The organism is Sanguibacter massiliensis, from assembly GCF_900240335.1.
Taxonomy (GTDB): domain Bacteria; phylum Actinomycetota; class Actinomycetes; order Actinomycetales; family Cellulomonadaceae; genus Flavimobilis; species Flavimobilis massiliensis.
On record NZ_LT964979.1, the window covers coordinates 2,133,855 to 2,151,456 of the forward strand.

Below are 17,602 nucleotides of genomic sequence, written 5' to 3' on the forward strand. Positions count from 1 at the left end.
CGAGAGAACGAGGATGAGCATGACCGACGCAGCGACCCGCACCCCGGGCCTCGACAACAGCCTCGTCGACGCGCTCGTGCGCGTCGGCTCGAAGCTGCATAAGGGCAAGGTCTCCGAGGACCTGCGCTCCGTCTTCGTCGAGGGAGGTCGGACGGGCGACGCGTTCTACCGGGACCGCTGGTCGCACGACAAGATCGTCCGCTCGACGCACGGCGTCAACTGCACGGGCTCGTGCTCGTGGAAGGTCTACGTGAAGAACGGCATCATCACGTGGGAGACGCAGCAGACGGACTACCCGTCGGTCGGCCCGGGGTCGCCCGAGTACGAGCCGCGTGGCTGCCCGCGCGGAGCCGCGTTCTCCTGGTACACGTACTCGCCGACGCGCATCCGCTACCCGTACGTGCGCGGGACGCTGCTCCACGCGTACCGGGCGGCGAAGGCCCGCACCGGTGACCCGGTGCTCGCGTGGGCGGAGGTGACGGGCGACCCGGAGACGGCGCGTTCGTACAAGGCGGCGCGCGGCAAGGGCGGGCTCGTCCGCGCGACGTGGGAGGAGGCTGCGGAGATCGTCGCGGCCGCGCACGTCCACACGGCCAAGGAGTTCGGACCGGACCGCATCGCGGGCTTCAGCCCCATCCCTGCGATGTCGATGGTGTCGCACGGCGCGGGGGCGCGCTTCGTGCACCTGCTCGGCGGCACGATGCTCTCGTTCTACGACTGGTACGCGGACCTGCCCGTCGCCTCGCCGCAGGTGTTCGGCGACCAGACGGACGTCCCGGAGTCCGCGGACTGGTGGAACGCGTCCTACCTCATGATGTGGGGCTCGAACGTCCCCGTGACCCGCACCCCGGACGCGCACTTCATGACGGAGGCCCGCTACCGCGGGCAGAAGGTCGTCACGGTCTCCCCGGACTACGCGGACAACACGAAGTTCGCCGACGACTGGATGGCGCCGCACCCGGGCACGGACGGCGCCCTCGCGATGGCGATGGGCCACGTCATCCTCACCGAGTTCCACGTCGCGCGCCGCACCGAGCGGTTCATCGACTACATGCAGCGGTTCACCGACGCGCCCAACCTCGTGCGGCTGCGCCGTCGCGGCGACGCGTGGGTGCCCGGCAAGTTCCTCACGGCCGCGGACCTCCCGACGCCCGGGACCGACCGCGACGCCGCGTTCCAGACGGCCGTGCTCGACGCCGACGGCTCCGTGAAGATTCCCGGCGGCTCTCTCGGTCACCGCTTCGACCCGGCGAAGGCTGGCACGTGGAACCTCGAGCTCGGCGACCTCGACCCGCGCCTGTCCGTCATGGACCTCGCTAGCTGGGACGGCCAGGCCGTCGAGCTCGACCTGCCGCGCTTCGACGTCGCGCCGGGCGACCCCGAGAAGGACGGCGCCGTCCCCGGCACGACCGAGCAGGGCCGCCACACGGGCGGCGCCGGAGCCGTGCGGCGCGGCGTGCCCGTCGTCGCCGTCGGCGACGAGCTCGTCACGACGGTCTACGACCTCATGCTCGCCCAGTACGGCGTCGGCCGTGAGGGCCTTCCGGGCACGTGGCCGACGGGCTACGACGACCCGAGCACCCCCGGAACCCCGGCGTGGCAGGAGGAGATCACCTCCGTGCCCGCCGAGCTCGCCGCGCGCATCGGCCGGGAGTTCGCGCAGAACGCCGAGGACTCGGGCGGCCGCTCGATGATCCTCATGGGCGCGGGCACCAACCACTGGTTCCACTCCGACACGATCTACCGCACGTTCCTCGCGCTCACCGCGATGACCGGCTGCCAGGGCGTCAACGGTGGTGGCTGGGCGCACTACGTCGGCCAGGAGAAGGTCCGGCCGCTCACGGGCTACACGCAGTACGCGAACGCGCTCGACTGGCAGCGCCCGCCGCGCAACATGATCGGCACGGCGTTCTGGTACCTCGCGACCGACCAGTGGCGCTACGACGGCCTTCCCGCCGACGCGCTCGCCTCCCCGCTCGCCGAGGGCATGTTCTCCGACCGGACGACGGCCGACTGCCTCGTCGAGTCCGCGCAGCGCGGCTGGATGCCGAGCTACCCGACGTTCTCCCGCAACCCGCTCGACCTCGTCGACGAGGCGCGCGCCGCGGGCAAGGAACCCGCGCAGCACGTCGTCGACTCCCTCGCCGACGGCTCCCTGCGCTTCGCGTGCGAGGACCCCGACGACCCCGCGAACTTCCCGCGGGTCCTCAACATCTGGCGCGCCAACATCCTCGGCTCGTCCGGCAAGGGCAACGAGTACTTCCTCAAGCACCTGCTCGGCACGGACTCCGCGGTCCTCGCCGACGAGGCCGGCCCCGACCGCCGCCCGACGACGATGACGTGGCGGGACGAGGCACCGCGCGGCAAGCTCGACCTCCTCGTGACGAGCGACTTCCGCATGACGTCGACGACTCTCTTCTCCGACGTCGTCCTGCCGGCCGCGACCTGGTACGAGAAGTACGACCTCTCGTCGACCGACATGCACCCGTTCATTCACTCGTTCAACCCGGCGATCAACCCGCCGTGGCAGACGCGCACGGACTTCGACATCTACGCGACGCTCTCGAAGGAGGTCTCGCGGCTCGCCGTCGGGCACCTCGAGGCCCGCTCCGACCTCGTCGCCGTGCCCCTCGCGCACGACACGCCCGACGAGCTCGCGTACCCCCACGGCGTCGTGCCGCCGCCGGCGGAGCGCGTGCCGGGGCAGACGATGCCGAAGCTCGTCGTCGTCGAGCGCGACTACACGAAGATCGCCGAGAAGTGGTCGGCGCTCGGGCCGCTCACCGACCGCCTCGGCATGGTGACGAAGTCCGTCGCGTTCGACCCGACGCCCGAGGTCGCCGAGCTCGGCGTCCTCAACGGCCTCGTCGCCGGGAACGGCGTCGGCGCCGGACGGCCCCGCCTCGAGACCGCGCAGCAGGCGTGCGAGATGATCCTCGCGCTGTCCGGCACGACGAACGGCCGCCTCGCCGTCCAGGGCTTCAAGGACATCGAGAAGCGCACCGGCACGCGGATCGCGCACCTCGCCGAGGACAACGAGGGCCAGCGGATCACCTTCGCGCAGACGCAGTCGGCGCCCGTCGCGGTCCTCACGTCGCCCGAGTGGTCCGGCTCCGAGCACGGCGGCCGCCGCTACACGGCGTTCGCCATCAACGTCGAGCACGCACGGCCCTGGCACACCCTCACGGGACGCCAGCACTTCTACCTCGACCACGACTGGATGAGCGAGCTCGGCGAGTCCCTGCCCGTCTACCGGCCGCCGCTCGACATGCACCGGCTCTTCGGCGACGCGCGCGTCGGCTCGACCGACGCCTCGGGCGTGCGCGCCGCCGAGGGCCACGCCGAGGTCGCCGTCCGCTACCTCACGCCCCACTCGAAGTGGTCGATCCACTCCGAGTACCAGGACAACCTCTTCATGCTCGCCCTGTCCCGCGGCGGCCCCACGATCTGGATGTCGCCGCAGGACGCGGCGAAGATCGGCGTCACCGACAACGACTGGATCGAGTCGTACAACCGCAACGGCGTCGTCGTCGCCCGCGCGATCGTCTCCCACCGCATGCCGGAGGGGACCGTGTACATGTACCACGCGAAGGACCGCACCGTGGACGTCCCGAGGTCGGAGACCTCGGGGCTGCGCGGCGGCATCCACAACTCGCTCACGCGCGTGCTGCTCAAGCCGAGCCACCTCGTCGGCGGGTACGCCCAGCTGTCGTTCGCGTTCAACTACCTCGGCCCGACGGGCAACCAGCGCGACGAGGTCACGACCATCCGCCGTCGGAGCCAGGAGGTGACGTACTGATGCGAGTCATGGCACAGATGACGATGGTGATGAACCTCGACAAGTGCATCGGCTGCCACACGTGCTCGGTCACGTGCAAGCAGGCGTGGACGAACCGCTCCGGCATGGAGTACGTGTGGTTCAACAACGTCGAGACGCGGCCCGGCATCGGGTACCCGCGCACGTACGAGGACCAGGACCGCTGGAAGGGAGGCTGGCAGCTCACCCGCGGCGGCCGGCTCAAGCTCCGGGCGGGCGGACGCCTCGCGAAGCTCGCGAGCATCTTCTCCAATCCCGTGCTCCCGGAGATCTCCGACTACTACGAGCCGTGGACGTACGACTACGACACGCTCATCTCCGCGCCCCAGGGCGAGCACACGCCCGTCGCCCGTCCCATGTCGCTCCTCACGGGCGACAACATGGCCATCACGTGGTCCGCGAACTGGGACGACAACCTCGGCGGCGCGGGCGAGACCATGCAGCAGGACCCGATCCTCGCCACCATGTCCAAGCGCGTCGAGGCCGAGTTCTCGCAGTCCTTCATGTTCTACCTGCCGCGCATCTGCGAGCACTGCCTCAACCCGTCGTGCGTCGCCTCGTGCCCGTCGGGCGCGATGTACAAGCGCGAGGAGGACGGCATCGTCCTCGTCGACCAGGACCAGTGCCGCGGCTGGCGCATGTGCGTCACCGGCTGCCCCTACAAGAAGGTGTACTTCAACCACAAGACCGGCAAGGCCGAGAAGTGCACGCTCTGCTACCCGCGCCTCGAGGTCGGCCAGCCGACCGTGTGCTCCGAGACGTGCGTCGGCCGCCTGCGGTACATCGGGCTCGTCCTCTACGACGCCGACAAGGTGCTCGAAGCCGCGACCGTCCGCGACGAGAAGGACCTCCTCGACGCGCAGCGCGCCGTGTTCCTCGACCCCCACGACCCCGAGGTCGTCGCCGCAGCCCGCCGCGACGGCATCGCGGAGGACTGGATCGAGGCCGCGCAGAACTCCCCGTGCTGGGACCTCATCTCCCGCTACGAGATCGCGCTGCCCCTGCACCCCGAGTACCGGACGCTCCCCATGGTCTGGTACGTGCCGCCGCTGTCGCCCGTCGTCGACGTCGTTACCGACTCCGGCAACGACGGTGAGGACGCGCCGACGCTCTTCCACGCGATCGACAAGCTCCGCATCCCCGTCGAGTACCTCGCCGGCCTCTTCAGCGCGGGCGACACCGCGCCCGTCGTGCAGTCCCTGCAGCGCCTCGCCGCGATGCGTGCGCACATGCGCAACGTCAACCTCGGGCTCGAGCAGGACCCGCTCATCGCCGAGTCCGTCGGCATGGACGGCGAGACGATCGAAGCGATGTACCGGCTCCTCGCGATCGCCAAGTACGAGGACCGCTACGTCATCCCGACCGCGCACGCAGAGACGGCCCGCGAGCTCGAGATGCTCGGCCTCGACGAGCTCGACTCGGGCTGCTCGCTCGACCACGAGGGCGGCCCCGGCATGGGCGGCCCGCGCTTCGGATCCTCGAGCGGCACGCCGCTGCGCGCGACCGTCGAGAACTTCCACATCCTCCAGGAACGGCAGACCGCCGACGCGATCGACGAGCCGCGCTCCCGCGTCAACCTCCTCACGTGGGACGGGCAGGGCACGCCACCCGGCATGTTCCCCGAGCGTGAGGGCACCTCGCACCCGCACGGCGCGGCGCCCGGTGCGCCCGACCCCGACGGCGCGACGCCGCCGTCGGGCCCCGAACCAGGCTCCGACCCGGGCCCCGAGCCCGGCGCCTCGGCGATCCCCGAGGGAGGGCCGCGGCTGTGAGCGCCCCCGCACCCACGCTCTGGCAGCGCGTCACCGGACGCGCCCCGCTGCCCGCGGGGCCGCCCGAGCCCGTCACCTCCGTGCCGCCCGCCTCGACCGCGCCCCGGCGCGGCGGACGCACCGAGCCGCTGCCGTTCCTCGACCCCGTCGACCTGCCCGACGAGCTGCGGCGCGCGACCCACATGGCCGTCGCGCTGCTCCTCGACTACCCCGACGCGTCCTACGACGAGCGCCTCGGCGCCGTCGAGGCGACCGCGTCCGCACTCCCCGCCGTCATCGGCGACGACCTGCGCACGCACGTCGCCGCCGTCCGCGAGTGGGGCGTCGACCGCACGCAGATCCACTACGTCGAGACCTTCGACCAGAAGCGCCGCTGCGCCCTCCACCTCACGTACTACTCGTCGGGCGACACGCGCCGGCGCGGCATGGCGCTCGTGACGTTCGCCGAGGCGTTCGCCGCGTGCGGCTGGGAGCTCGGCGACGACGACCTGCCCGACTACCTGCCGAGCGTCCTCGAGCTCTCCGCACGCGAGGGCGGACCGATCGTCGACATGCTGCTCGCGACCCACCGCGAGGGCGTCGAGCTCCTGCGGTCCGCGCTCCACCACGTGCGCAGCCAGTACCGGCACCTGCTCGACGCGCTGTGCCGCACGCTCCCGCAGGTCGACGACGCCGCCGCCGCGCGGTTCGTCGACCTGCTCTCCGCTGGACCGCCCCAGGAGATGGTCGGCCTCGGCGGCACCCTCCTCCCGTTCCCGTCCGTCCGCCCGGAGGCGACGCCATGAGTGCGACCGACATCCTGCTGTGGGGCGTCCTGCCCTACGTCGTCACCGCCGTGTTCGTCGTCGGGCACGTGTGGCGCTACCGCTACGACCAGTTCGGGTGGACGACCCGCTCGAGCGAGGTCTACGAGAAGAAGCTCCTGCGCTGGGGCTCGCCGATGTTCCACGTCGGCGTGCTCATGGTCGCCGGCGGGCACGTCGTCGGGCTGCTCATCCCGCGCGAGTGGCTCTACGCGATCGGCATCGACGAGCACATGTATCACCTCGGCGCGACCTGGCTCGGGACGTTCGCGGCGGTCCTCACCGTCGTGGGCCTCGCGATCCTCATCTACCGGCGTCGCCGCACCCGCTCGGTGTTTCTCGCGACGACGCGCATGGACAAGCTCATGTTCGTGGCGCTCGGCGCCGCGATCGCGTTCGGCACGGCCGCGACCGTCGTCGAGCAGATCATCGGCGGCGGCTACAACTACCGCGAGACGATCTCGCCGTGGATCCGCTCCGTCATGTACTTCCAGCCGGACGTCGCGCTCATGGACGGCATCCCCGTGCTCTTCGCGCTCCACGTCGTCTCGGGGCTGCTGCTCCTCGCGCTGTGGCCCTTCACGCGGCTCGTCCACGTGTGGTCGGCGCCCGTCGGCTACCTCGTGCGGCCGTACATCGTCTACCGCTCGCGCGACGCCCAGCAGGGCATGCGCGAGGGCCGTCCCGGCTGGGACCCGGTCGAGACGCGCTCGCGCAAGCGGTGAGACGCTGGGCGGCATGACTTTTGTGGGAACGCCCGCCGCGCCCGGGGCGGCCAGGGCCGCCTCGGCAGGCGCCGCCGCACCCGGGACGGTCCGCGCCCCGGGGCCGCGGCGGCTCGGGCCGCTCGTCGAGCCCGGGCCCGCACTCACCGGCGCACAGGCCGAGCGCTACGCGCGGCACCTCGTCCTGCCCGAGATCGGGGCAGAGGGGCAGCGACGTCTCCTCGGCGCGCGGGTCCTCGTCGTCGGGGCGGGCGGCCTCGGCTCACCCGTCCTGCTATACCTCGCGGCCGCAGGCGTCGGCACGCTCGGGATCGTCGACGACGACGTCGTCGACCTCTCCAACCTCCAGCGCCAGGTCATCCACGGGACCGTGGACGTCGGCCGCAGCAAGGTCGACTCCGCCGCCGACGCCGTGCGCGCCCTCAACCCCGACGTCACCGTCGTCACGCACGACGTGCGCCTCGGGCCCGACAACGCGCTGGCGATCCTCGGCGGGTACGACCTCGTCGTCGACGGCGCCGACAACTTCGCGACCCGCTACCTCGTCGGCGACGCGTGCGCCGAGCTCGGCCTGCCCTGCGTGTGGGGCGCCGTCCTCGGCGGGCACGGGCAGGTCTCGACGTTCTGGGCCGCGCCGCCCGGCGGCGACGGCGTCGAGTACCGCGACGTGTTCGACGTGCCGCCACCGCCCGGGAGCGTCGCGAGCTGCTCGACGGCCGGCGTCCTAGGCGCCGTGTGCGCGGCCGTCGGCTCGATGCTCACGCTCGAGGTCGTGCGGCTCGTCTGCGGCGGGCCCTCGCTGCTCGGGCGGCTGCTCGTGCTCGACGCGTGGGGATCGTCGTGGCGGGAGCTCGCCGTGTCCGGGACTCCTGGGGGGCGGCCTCTCGGGAGGGACCTGCATGCGACCGTCGCGGCGTGCGGGGTGCCCGCGGGGGTGTCGCGGGGGACAGGGGAGACCGTCGTGCACGCGGGCGGGGCTCTCGCGGGGCTCGGACCGGGAAGTGGAGCCGGCGCTGACGGCGTACACGTTGCGTCTGGCGCGCCCGGGGTCCTGGTCCCCAGCGTCGACGTCGACGCGCTCGCGGACCTGCTCGTGGTCGGTGCCTGCGACGTCGTCGACGTGCGCTCACCCGAGGAGTTTGCCGCCTACGGCATCGCCGGCACGCGGTCTGTGCCGCTCGAGAAGTTCGAGGACGGCACGGCGTTCGTTGGGCCGGGCGCCGTGCGCACGCCGCTCGTCGTCCTGTGCGAGCTCGACGCGCGCGCCCAGCGCGCCGCGACCCTCGCCCGCGAGGCCGGTATGGCCGACGTGCGGGCGGTCACGGGCGGCGTCGTCGCATGGCACGCGACGGGACGCGAGGTCGTGGGGGCGGAGGGCTCTGGCGGTTGAGTCCCGGCGGGGCCAGACGTCGCGGACCTTGCATCGAGCTGTGCTCCGGTCATCGATCTGCGCGGGGGCCCCGGGAGCGTCCGCCGCGTGGGCCGGACGCGATCAGCGTGCTGCGGCGTTCCTGCCCAGGCGTTCGACGAGGCGGAGGGCAGAGGCATCGAGGTGCCGCCTGCCAAGCGTCGACTGAGGCCAATGTGTCGCGAATCCGCTCTCTGCATGCACTTTGGCGTGCTGAGCGTCAAAGTGCATGCAGAGTGCGGAAACGGATGCATATGGCTCTGAAGGGGAGGGGCCGGGCCAGGGGGTGCGGCCCGAGAGCTGGCTGTGGGAGTGAGGGCGGGGCAGTGGGGTGCGGTCCACGAGCGGGTAGCGAGCGGGTCGCGAGTGTGCGTCCGGGTCGTCAGTGCGGGCGCGGACGCGTCAGTGCGTGCGGCCCGCGAGCTGGTCGAGGGCGTGGGGGAGGACCGGACCGAGCACGCGGACGGCGTCGCGCGCCGCGCCCGTCGAGCCCGCGACGTTGACGACGAGCGTGTGGCCGACGACGCCCGCGATACCGCGCGAGAGGACCGCCGCCGGGATGCCGCGCGCGAGACCGTCGGCCCGGAGCAGCTCCGCGAGGCCCGGAACCGGACGCTCGACGACCGTCGCCGTGGCGTCGGGCGTGAGGTCGCGCGGGCCCAGGCCCGTCCCGCCCGTCGTGACGACGACGTCGACGCCCGCCCGCACCGCGTCGAGCAGCGCGGCGCGCACCGCGTCGCCGTCGGGCACGATCGTCGCGTCCGGGACCTCCAGGCCCAGGGCGCGCAGGCCCGCGACGAGGATCGGCCCGGAGCGGTCCTCGTAGACGCCCGCCGACGCGCGGTCGCTCACCGTGACGACGCGCGCTGACCCAGCCATCAGCGCGACCAGTCGCCCGAGCGGCCGCCGCTCTTCGCCTCGACGCGCACGTCCGTGATCGTCGCGAGCTTGTCGACCGCCTTGATCATGTCGACGAGCGCGAGCCCCGCGACGGACACGCACGTGAGCGCCTCCATCTCGACGCCCGTCCGGTCCGCGGTGCGCACCGTCGCCGTGATGGCGACGCCGTCGTCCTCGACGACGAGGTCGACCTTGACGCCGTGGATCGCGATGGGGTGGCACAGGGGCACGAGGTCCGGCGTGCGCTTGGCCGCCGCGATGCCTGCGATCCGCGCGACCGCGAGGGCGTCACCCTTGGGCATGCCCCCGCCGCCCAGCAGGCCGACGACCTCGGGGGAGACGAGCACGCGGCCCGTCGCCGTCGCCGTGCGCACGGTCACGGGCTTCTCGGCGACGTCGACCATGCGAGCAGCGCCGCTCGCGTCGACATGGGTGAGGCGGGGAGAGTCGGGCGTCGGGGAGGTCATGCCTCATCCTCCCGCAGGTCGAGCACGTCGACCATCGACCCCGCCGCGAGGTCCGTGACGTCCGCGGGCACGACCGCGAGCCCGTCGGACGCGGCGAGCGCCCCGAGCAGGTGCGAGCCGCGACCGCCGACCGGTGTCGCCTCGGGCAGGCCGTCCGACCACGTGAGCGCGACGCGCACGTACTGCTCCTTGCCCGGGGGCGAGGTGAGCGGGGCCGTGAGCGTCGCGCGCACACGCCGTCGCGTGAGCGACGCGGCACCCGCGAGGCGCCGCAGCAGCGGCCGCACGAAGACCTCGAACGACACGTACGAGCTCACCGGGTTGCCCGGCAGCCCCACGACGACGGCGCCCGACGGCAGCGTGCCGACCGCCTGCGGACGCCCGGGCTGCATGCGCACGTGCACGAGCTCGAGGTTCTCGGCGAGCGCGTCGCGCACGACGTCGAACTCGCCGACCGACACCCCGCCGCTCGTCACGACGACGTCCGCCGCGAGGTGTGGGTCCGTGAGCAGGGCGCGCAGCGCGGCGACGTCGTCGGGCACCGTCCGCACCGTCACCGCCGCGCCCGCCGCGCGCGCGAGCGCCGCGAGCTGGACGGAGTTCGACTCGAAGATCGCGCCGTGCGGCAGGCTCTCCCCGACCGCGACGGAGCCGGGCGCGACAAGCTCCGAGCCCGTCGAGACAACAAGGACGCGCGGGCGCCTGCGCACCGGCAGCGTCGCGTGACCCGTCGCGGCCGCAAGCCCGAGGCGCGCCGCCGTGAGGACCTCGCCCGCGCGCAGAACCGTCGCGCCCGCCGCGACGTCCTCGCCGCGGCGGCGGATGTTCGCGCCGGCCGGCACGGGCTCGAGAACCGTCACCGCGTCCCGGCCCGCGTCGGTGCGCTCGCCCTGCACGACCGTGTCCGCGCCCGACGGCACCGGAGCACCCGTCATGATGCGCACCGCCACACCCGGGACGAGCGTGAGGTCGCGCGGGTCGCCCGCCGGGACGACGTCGACGACGGGGAGGGTGCCCGTGCCGAGTCGCTCACCGTGGGCCCCCGTGAGATCCGCGTGCCGCAGCGCGTACCCGTCCATCGCTGAGTTGTCCCACGGCGGCAGGTCGACGAGCGAGGTGACGTCGGCGGCGAGGACGCGGCCGAGCGCGGCGACGTCGGCCGGGATCACCTCGGCGGGCAGCGGGGCGCCGAGCGCGAGGACCGCGGCCGCGTGCTCGGCCGGGGTGCGCGTCGGGCGGGGCGCGTCGAGGCGCTGCGCTGGGGCGTCGAGGCGCAGCGCGGGGGCGTCGAGGCGCGGGAGTGGCGGCGTCGGAGGGGCTCACGGCGCCAACCTACTCGGCGCCACCGACACCGCGCAGGGGCGCCACCGGGTTTTTCCACGGGCGGCGCCGGGCAGATGTCGGAGGCGCCTCCTAGACTGGCGGCGTGGCGGACCTCACCTCGACCGACCATCCCGCGCAGGCGCCCGGCGCCGCACGCGACGGGGCGAGCCTCGGCGAGGTCGTACGGCCCGCCGACCCCGGTCTCGTCGATCGCTTCGGGCGTCGCGCCGTCGACCTGCGCGTCTCGCTCACCGACCGCTGCAACCTCCGCTGCACGTACTGCATGCCGGCGGAGGGCCTCGAGTGGACGCCCACCGAGCAGATGCTCACCGACGACGAGATCTCACGGCTCGTGCGCATCGCCGTCGAACATCTCGGGGTGACCGAGGTGCGCTTCACGGGCGGCGAACCGCTCCTGCGGCGCGGCCTCGAGGACATCGTCGCGGCGACGCACGCGTTGCGGACCCCCGACGGCGCCCGCGTGCCGACGTCCCTCACGACGAACGGCCTCGGCCTCGACCGGCGCGCCCGCGCGCTCGCGGACGCCGGCCTCACGCGCGTCAACGTCTCCGTCGACTCCCTCGACGCCGCGCGCTACGCGCAGCTCACCCGCCGCGACCGCCTCCACGACGTCCTCGCGGGGCTCGACGACGCCGAGGCCGTCGGATTCGCGCCCATCAAGGTCAATGCCGTGCTCGTCCGCGGCATCAACGACGACGAGGCGCCCGCGCTGCTCGACTGGGCGCTCGCACGCGGCTTCGAGCTGCGGTTCATCGAGCAGATGCCGCTCGGCCCGCACGGCACGTGGGTGCGCGAGGACATGGTGACGGCCGACGAGATCCTCGCGTCCCTCACCGCCGCGCACACCCTCGAGTCCGAGGGCGCCGCCGCGCGCGGGGGAGCGCCCGCCGAGACGTGGCGCGTCGTGCGCGACGGCGTCGTCGTCGGACGCGTCGGCGTCATCGGCACCGTCACCCGGCCCTTCTGCGGCGCGTGCGACCGCACGCGGCTCACCTCCGACGGACAGGTCCGGACGTGCCTCTTCGCACGTGAGGAGACCGACCTGCGCGCGCTCCTGCGCGGCGGCGCTCCCGACGACGCGCTCGCAGACGCGTGGCGCGGCGCGATGTGGGGCAAGAAGGCCGGCCACGGCATCGACGACGACGGCTTCCTGCAGCCGCAACGACTCATGAGCGCGATCGGGGGATGAGCATGACGACGACCGACCTCAGCACGACCGTGACCGTCCGCTACTTCGCGGCAGCCGCCGCGGGGGCGGGCTGCGACGAGGAGACCCTCGTCGTCCCCGTCGACGCGACCGTCGGCGACGTCACCGCCGCCGTCCTCGCCGCCCACCCCGGGCTCGAGGCGCTCCTCGCGCTGTGCAGCGTCCTTGCCGAGGGACGCCTGCTGCGTGAGGCCGCCGCGCCGCTCGCGGGCGCGACGACCGTCGACGTCCTGCCGCCGTTCGCGGGCGGATGAGCCCGCCGGGCGAGCCGTCGTCGGGCGTCCGCGGCGCCGCGCGCCCTCGGCGCCGTGCGCCGCGCGAGCCCGTCGCTCAGGCCGAGCCGACCCACTCCTCGCCGCCGTCCGCGAGGTCCTGCCGCTTCCACACCGGGAGGTGCTCCTTGACCGCGTCGACCAGCGCCGCCGCGGCCTCGAATGCCTCGCGGCGGTGCGCCGAGCTCACCGCGAGGGCGAGCGCGCACTCGCCGACCGCGAGCGGCCCGAGCCGGTGCGTGACGGCCACCGCGTCGACGTCGAGATCCGCGACAGCCTCCGCGACGACCCGCGCGAGCACGTCGGCCGCGTCCGGGTGCCCGACGTACTCGATGCCCGTGACGCCGCGCCCACCGTCATGGTCGCGGACGACGCCCGCGAACGTCACGACCGCGCCCGCCGCCGGGTCGTCGACGAGCCGCGCATGCTCGTCGACGTCGAGCGGGTCCGTCGTCACCGTCGCGCGCACGACGGCGCGGCGCGGCGGCACGATCCGCGAGCTGTCACGAGGGGAGGGAACGTCGGGCAAGGTCACGCCCCCACCCTACGCACGCCGCCTGCCCGGCCTCGCCGTCGAGGCCGTGCCAATCCCCATCGCCGTGCGACGGATAGACGCGGCACCCCCGTTCGACGGAGGGAAGCCGTCTATCCGTGCGTCGTGGGGGAGCGTGGCATCGCACCCGTCACGACGGATCGACGCGTGGCACCCGTTTGATGGGGGGAAATCGTCTATCCGTGGGGGTGTGGGGGAGTCGGGGGTGGGGCATGAGGGCCGCTGACGTGCTCGCCGTCGTTCCCGCCGGCGGAACCGCACGACGACTCGGCGGAGGGGACAAGACCGCGCTCGACGTCGGTGGGCGCACGATCCTCGACCGCGTGCTCGACGCGACCGCCGCCTGGCCGCGCGTCGTCGTCGCCGACGACCCCGGACCCGCCGCCCATGCCCGGCACCCCGGCGTGCACTGGGTCCGCGAGGACCCGCCCGGCGGCGGGCCCGCCGCCGCACTTGCCGCCGGGGCCGCGACCGCGCCCGACGCGTCCGTGCTCGTCGCGCTCGCGGGCGACCAGCCGTGGGCGGGCATCGTCGTGCCGCGCCTGCTCGAGGCTCTCGACGCGCACCCGGACGCGGGGGCGGCGCTCGCAGTCGGGGCGTCGGGCAGGCGCCAACCGCTGCTCGCCGCCTACCGGCTCGACGCCGTCCGGCACGTGCTCGCGGGCGGCGCGCACAACCTCCCCGCGCGGGCCCTGGCCGAGGGGCTCGAGATCGTCGAGGTCCCGGTGACCGACGTCGAGGAGCTCGACGTCGACACCCCGGCCGACCTCGCGCGCGCCCGCGCAGCAGAACCTTCGGGTCCGCGAGATAGCGCTCCTCGGTCGAGATAGCGCGCCTCACGCGCTATCTCGACCCAGAAGCGCTATCTCGCGATGCGGGGGTTTCACGGTATTCAGGCCGTGGGTGCGGTGTTTTGGTCCTAGAGTTGCCGCATGAGCGTTCTTCGGGTGAGTGAGGCCGCGCGGCTGCTCGGCGTCAGCGACGACACCGTCCGCCGCTGGATCGACGCCGGCCGCCTGCCCGCGACCCGCACCGACACAGGCCGCTGGACCGTCGCCGGCGCCGACCTCGCCGCGTTCGCACGCGAGCTCGCCGACGCGCCCGACGGCGGTGACGGCACCGTCTCCGCCCGCAACCGCCTCGACGGCATCGTCACGCGCGTCGTCCGCGACGGCGTCATGGCGCAGGTCGAGGTCCAGGCCGGACCGTTCCGCATCGTCTCGCTCGTGAGCCGAGAAGCGGCCGACGAGCTCGGCCTCGAGCCCGGCAGCCTCGTCGCCGCACGCGTCAAGGCGACGTCCGTGATGATCGACCGCCTCGGGGAGGCACTGTGAGCGCGGCCCGACACGTCGCGATCCGTCCGGCGGCCGCAGCGCCCGGTCCACGTCGGACCCGTCCCGCGGCCCGCCAGATCGCCTCCCGCCACGTCGCCGCCCTCGCGCTCGCGGCGCTCGCTGCGAGCGGGCTCGTCGCGTGCGCCGACGCGGCGCCGTCGTCCGGGACGGCGTCCGGCACGGCGTCCTTCAGCGGGGCGTCGTCGGGCACTGTGTCGCCCAGCGGGACGACGCCCGCCGTCGCCGGACGCCTCGTCGTCCTCGCCGCCGCGTCCCTCCAGCCCGCCCTCACCGAGCTCGGCGACGAGCTCGAGGCCGCCCACCCCGGCCTGCAGATCGACTTCTCGTTCGCGGCGAGCTCCGCGCTCGCGGAGCAGGTCGTCGCGGGCGCTCCCGCCGACCTGCTCCTTACGGCCTCGGCCGCGACGATGACGACGGCCGCCGAGCGCGTGACCGACCAGGCGGTGTTCGCGGGCAACACGCTCGTCATCGTCACGCCGCCCGACAACCCGGGGAAGGTCGCGACCCTCACAGACCTTGAGAACGGCGACCTGCGGCTCGCCCTGTGCGCCGAGGAGGTGCCGTGCGGGGCCGCGGCCGCCCAGGTCATCGAGCAGGCCGGGCTCACCGTCACTCCCGACACGTACGCCGAGAACGTCACGGCCGCGCTCACGCTCGCCGTCACGGGCGAGGTCGACGCAGCACTCGTCTACACGACCGATGCGAAGGACGCCGGCGAGGCCGTCCGCACGATCGAGGTCCCCGAGGCCGCGAGCGTCGTCAACGACTACCTCGTCGCGACCGTCGCCGAGGCGCCCAACCCGGCCGCGGCCGCCGCGTTCCGCGCGCTGCTCGACTCCGAGCGGGGCCGTGCCGCGCTCACCGACGCCGGGTTCCGCGTGCCGTGACGTCCGACGCCCCACGGCAGCCCGCTGCGGCGCGGTATCCGCGCGCCGCCGCGGGGAGTCGTCGTGCGGAGCCGCGGCGCCGAGCAACCCGGCCACGGCCGCCCCTCGCGCTCGCGATCCCGGGCGTGCCCGCGCTCGCGTTCCTCGTCGCGCCGTTTGTCGCGCTCGTCGCCTCGGCCCCCGGGGGCGAGATGACGTCCCTGCTCGACGACGGCCCTGCGGCCGAGGCCCTCTGGCTGAGCCTGCGCCCCGCGAGCCTCTCGGCGGTGCTGTGCGTCGTGCTCGGCGTGCCGCTCGCGTGGCTGCTCGCGCACGACGCCCTGCCGCTGCCCGGCCTCGTGCGCGCGCTCGTGACGATGCCCATGGTGCTGCCGCCCGTCGTTGGGGGTGTCGCTCTCCTCGCGCTGCTCGGCCGTCGGGGCCTGCTGGGGGAGCATCTCGACGCGTGGTTCGGCGTGCAGCTGCCGTTCACGACGGCGGCCGTCGTCGTCGCGCAGACGTTCGTCGCACTGCCGTTCCTCGTCATCTCCGTCGATGCCGCGCTGCGGGCCGTCGACCCGCGGCTCGCGCAGGTCGCCGCGTCGCTCGGCGGCTCGCGCTGGTACGTGTTCCGGCGCGTGACGCTGCCCGTCGTCGCGCCCGGCGTCGCCGCGGGCGCCGTCCTCGCGTTCGCGCGTGCCCTCGGCGAGTTCGGCGCGACCATCACGTTCGCGGGCAACTTCCCCGGCGTCACGCGCACGATGCCCGTCGCGATCTACCTCGCGCTCGAACGTGACCGTGCGACCGCCGTCGCGCTCTCGCTCGTGCTCGTCGCCGTGTCGCTCGTCGTGCTCGTCGCGCTGCGCTCGCGCTGGCTCGGCGGGCTCGCGGGGCTCGCTGCGCGCGGCGTCGAGATGGCGGGTGCGCGATGACGCTCCTGGGGCCCGGAGCCGGGGCGGCCGGGGGACGCGCGGCCGACGGTCGCGTCGGGCCCGGCACGACGCCGCTGCCCGACAGCCTCCGCGCGCACGTCGTCGCCGAGCGCGGCCGCCTGCGGCTCGACGTATCCCTCAATGTCGCGCCCGGCGAGGTCCTGTGCGTTGTCGGGCCCAACGGGTCCGGCAAGTCGACGCTTCTCTGGGCGCTCGCGGGCCTCGTGCCGCTGAGCGGCGGGACCGTGACGCTCGGCGGGATGGTGCTCGACGACGCACGCCAGCACGTGCCCGCTGCGGGCCGGCACGTCGGGCTCGTGCCGCAGTCCCACGTCCTTTTCACGCACCTCAGCGTCCTCGAGAACGTCGCGTTCGGGCTCCGCGCCCGCGGTGTCCGGCCGGGTGTCGCGCGGGCGCGCGCGGCCGACGCCCTCGCACGCGTCGGCCTCACCGACCACGCCCACGACCGCGCCGACCGGCTCTCCGGCGGGCAGTCGCAGCGCGTCGCGCTCGCCCGCGCCCTCGTCGTCGAACCCCGGCTGCTGCTGCTCGACGAGCCGTTCGCGGCGCTCGACGCCGCCGTCCGGCCGCTCCTCCACGACGTCGTACGCGACGTCGTCGGGCGCGGCATCCCCACCGTCCTCGTCACGCACGACGCCACCGAGGCGGCCGCCCTCGGCACGCGCACGTTGCACCTGGCTGACGGGAGGGCCACCCTCGGGGGAGAATCAGGGCACGAGGCCCGCTCGGAGCGGGCCGACGACGGATGGAGACCCAGGTGAGCGACCTCGACCGCTGGCTCGAGCAGGCAGGACCCGCCCTCGACATCGAGCACGACGTCCTCGATCAGGTGACCGGCCCGCTGCTCGACATGGTCCGCGACGTCGCCCACAACGCCGTCCGTCCCGGCGCGCCGCTCACCGCGTTCCTCGTCGGGCTCTCCGCCGGACGCGTGCTCACGCGCCGCTCGAACGCCGAGGCCGTCGTCGCCGAGGTGCTCGCCCGGCTCGAGGTCGTCGACGGGCTCGTCTCCGAGTGGGAGCCGAACGCTGTCAGGCGCCTTGCGCGCGCGGTCGACGACGAGAAGGCCGAGGAGCCGTCGGACGGGGCGTGAGCTCACGCGGGGCGCTGCCGGAACTGCTCGTAGCGTTCGGCGACCTTCGCGTCGAGCGCGGCGATGA

Annotated in this window: 17 protein-coding genes; 13 read left to right on the forward strand and 4 right to left on the reverse strand. The window is 74.0% G+C overall.

The annotated features are described in order from the left end of the window. The first annotated feature begins 13 nt into the window (after positions 1-13). The 5 genes from C1729_RS09925 to C1729_RS09945 are packed head-to-tail and all read left to right on the forward strand — an operon-like array spanning position 14 to position 8,507. On the forward strand, positions 14-3,799 hold the full coding sequence (locus C1729_RS09925) for a nitrate reductase subunit alpha (RefSeq protein ID WP_422917648.1): 3,786 nt from the start codon (positions 14-16) through the stop codon (positions 3,797-3,799). Then, complete coding sequence (gene narH, locus C1729_RS09930; protein ID WP_102509798.1) at positions 3,799-5,589, forward strand: nitrate reductase subunit beta; 1,791 nt, start codon at positions 3,799-3,801, stop codon at positions 5,587-5,589. Before C1729_RS09925 ends, narH begins: the two co-directional genes overlap by 1 nt. Beyond that, complete coding sequence (gene narJ, locus C1729_RS09935; RefSeq protein ID WP_242493785.1) at positions 5,586-6,374, forward strand: nitrate reductase molybdenum cofactor assembly chaperone; 789 nt, start codon at positions 5,586-5,588, stop codon at positions 6,372-6,374. Before narH ends, narJ begins: the two co-directional genes overlap by 4 nt. Next, on the forward strand, positions 6,371-7,117 hold the full coding sequence (gene narI / locus C1729_RS09940; RefSeq protein ID WP_102509799.1) for a respiratory nitrate reductase subunit gamma: 747 nt from the start codon (positions 6,371-6,373) through the stop codon (positions 7,115-7,117). The genes narJ and narI overlap by 4 nt, the downstream gene beginning before the upstream one ends. Before the next feature lie 13 nt (positions 7,118-7,130). Beyond that, on the forward strand, positions 7,131-8,507 hold the full coding sequence (locus C1729_RS09945) for a ThiF family adenylyltransferase (RefSeq protein WP_102509800.1): 1,377 nt from the start codon (positions 7,131-7,133) through the stop codon (positions 8,505-8,507). A 420-nt stretch (positions 8,508-8,927) separates the two neighbouring features. Here the strand turns inward: C1729_RS09945 and C1729_RS09950 are convergent, their stop codons facing one another. Genes C1729_RS09950 through C1729_RS09960 form a run of 3 tightly spaced genes read right to left on the reverse strand, consistent with a single transcriptional unit; the run spans position 8,928 to position 11,169 of the window. Then, positions 8,928-9,404 carry a MogA/MoaB family molybdenum cofactor biosynthesis protein gene (locus C1729_RS09950; RefSeq protein WP_102509801.1) on the reverse strand — a complete coding sequence of 159 codons (477 nt, stop codon included), beginning with the start codon at positions 9,402-9,404 and terminating at the stop codon, positions 8,928-8,930. Then, complete coding sequence (gene moaC, locus C1729_RS09955; RefSeq protein WP_102509802.1) at positions 9,404-9,892, reverse strand: cyclic pyranopterin monophosphate synthase MoaC; 489 nt, start codon at positions 9,890-9,892, stop codon at positions 9,404-9,406. Before moaC ends, C1729_RS09950 begins: the two co-directional genes overlap by 1 nt. Then, positions 9,889-11,169, reverse strand: coding sequence for a molybdopterin molybdotransferase MoeA (locus C1729_RS09960; protein WP_102509803.1), 1,281 nt, complete (start codon positions 11,167-11,169; stop codon positions 9,889-9,891). The genes moaC and C1729_RS09960 overlap by 4 nt, the downstream gene beginning before the upstream one ends. Before the next feature lie 149 nt (positions 11,170-11,318). Between C1729_RS09960 and moaA the strand changes: the two genes are divergently transcribed. Further along, on the forward strand, positions 11,319-12,425 hold the full coding sequence (gene moaA, locus C1729_RS09965) for a GTP 3',8-cyclase MoaA (protein WP_102509804.1): 1,107 nt from the start codon (positions 11,319-11,321) through the stop codon (positions 12,423-12,425). A 2-nt stretch (positions 12,426-12,427) separates the two neighbouring features. Then, positions 12,428-12,697, forward strand: coding sequence for a MoaD/ThiS family protein (locus C1729_RS09970; RefSeq protein WP_102509805.1), 270 nt, complete (start codon positions 12,428-12,430; stop codon positions 12,695-12,697). 76 nt (positions 12,698-12,773) lie between these two features. Here C1729_RS09970 and C1729_RS09975 read toward each other — a convergent pair whose 3' ends face one another. Then, positions 12,774-13,250: a molybdenum cofactor biosynthesis protein MoaE gene (locus tag C1729_RS09975; RefSeq protein WP_102509806.1), complete on the reverse strand. Its 477-nt coding sequence runs from the start codon at positions 13,248-13,250 to the stop codon at positions 12,774-12,776. A gap of 230 nt (positions 13,251-13,480) precedes the next feature. Here C1729_RS09975 and mobA point away from each other — a divergent pair, with 230 nt between their 5' ends. The 6 genes from mobA to C1729_RS10005 all read left to right on the forward strand — a co-directional run bounded on the left by mobA (position 13,481) and on the right by C1729_RS10005 (position 17,535). Continuing rightward, the gene (gene mobA, locus C1729_RS09980) at positions 13,481-14,098 is read left to right on the forward strand and encodes a molybdenum cofactor guanylyltransferase (RefSeq protein ID WP_102509807.1); all 618 of its coding nucleotides are present in this window, start codon (positions 13,481-13,483) and stop codon (positions 14,096-14,098) included. 102 nt (positions 14,099-14,200) lie between these two features. Then, complete coding sequence (locus C1729_RS09985) at positions 14,201-14,602, forward strand: TOBE domain-containing protein (protein WP_102509808.1); 402 nt, start codon at positions 14,201-14,203, stop codon at positions 14,600-14,602. After that, positions 14,599-15,510, forward strand: a complete 912-nt coding sequence (gene modA / locus C1729_RS09990; RefSeq protein WP_102509809.1) for a molybdate ABC transporter substrate-binding protein — start codon at positions 14,599-14,601, stop codon at positions 15,508-15,510. Before C1729_RS09985 ends, modA begins: the two co-directional genes overlap by 4 nt. After that, on the forward strand, positions 15,507-16,421 hold the full coding sequence (locus tag C1729_RS09995) for an ABC transporter permease (RefSeq protein ID WP_242493787.1): 915 nt from the start codon (positions 15,507-15,509) through the stop codon (positions 16,419-16,421). The genes modA and C1729_RS09995 overlap by 4 nt, the downstream gene beginning before the upstream one ends. Further along, positions 16,418-17,203 carry an ABC transporter ATP-binding protein gene (locus tag C1729_RS10000; protein ID WP_102509810.1) on the forward strand — a complete coding sequence of 262 codons (786 nt, stop codon included), beginning with the start codon at positions 16,418-16,420 and terminating at the stop codon, positions 17,201-17,203. Before C1729_RS09995 ends, C1729_RS10000 begins: the two co-directional genes overlap by 4 nt. Then, entirely contained in the window at positions 17,200-17,535 is a 336-nt protein-coding gene (locus C1729_RS10005) for a DUF6457 domain-containing protein (RefSeq protein WP_207204600.1), read from the forward strand. The genes C1729_RS10000 and C1729_RS10005 overlap by 4 nt, the downstream gene beginning before the upstream one ends. Positions 17,536-17,602 lie beyond the last annotated feature (67 nt).